The organism is Mucilaginibacter sp. P5_A6, from assembly GCF_056400585.1.
In genome coordinates this window covers 1-823 of sequence record NZ_JBFUKZ010000092.1, presented here as the reverse complement: position 1 = coordinate 823, position 823 = coordinate 1, and the positions used below count along the sequence as shown (strand labels likewise).

Annotated in this window: 1 protein-coding gene; it reads left to right on the top strand. The window is 33.2% G+C overall.

Annotation, left to right across the window (positions count from 1 at the left end; all coding sequences use genetic code 11):
- Positions 1-491, top strand: a 491-nt coding sequence (locus tag AC1DO4_RS27880; protein ID WP_477421059.1) for a hypothetical protein, incomplete at its 5' end; no start/stop codon positions are given.
- Between the last annotated feature and the right edge of the window lie 332 nt (positions 492-823).

The following is an 823-nucleotide window of genomic DNA, read 5'->3' as shown; positions in this document are numbered from 1 at the left end:
GGGGTACAGAATACAACTCAAAAAAAAATAAGAATTTGGTAATTAGCGGCAAAATAGCTGCACTACGGCACACTATCCAAAATCCAAAATGCCTGAAAAAAAATATTGCCATCTTAACAAGTATTATCAAATACGCATTTACCAACAAAATCAAGGTTCTTTTATTTACTTCACCAGCATATAAAACATATGTGGAAGACCTGAATAGTAATCAATTGAATACAACATTAAACATCCTAAACAATTTAAGTAAGGTGTACGGTAATGTTCAATACTATAATTTACTTACTGACAAATCATTCGCTGGCACCGACTTTTATGATGCCGATCATCTAAATGAAATTGGCGCGAAAAAGCTAACCAATAAAATTGATAGTATATTGACAGTAACCACGAACAAAATGTTCCTGAAACGGCATTTGAATACATTGAATAACAGGCTTTTTCGTCAAATTCCCAATCACATTAACAAAATCCACTATGCTTTTTAACTCTGTTAGCTTTGCAATTTTTTTGCCTGTAGTGTTTGTCCTTTACTGGTTTGTATTTAACAGGAATATTAAGTTACAAAACTTTTTATTGCTTTGTGCAAGCTATTTTTTTTATGCCAGTTGGGATTGGCGGTTTCTTTTCCTCCTGGTTTTCTCCACGGTGTTAGATTATTTTACCGGGTTAAAAATGACGGAGTCAAAGACTCAAAAATCAAGAAAATTTTGGCTCTGGCTCAGCATTTTAATTAATTTAGGTTTCCTCGGCGTATTTAAATACTATAATTTTTTTGCATCCTCATTTACACAAATGTTTGCAGATGCAGGCTTGCATG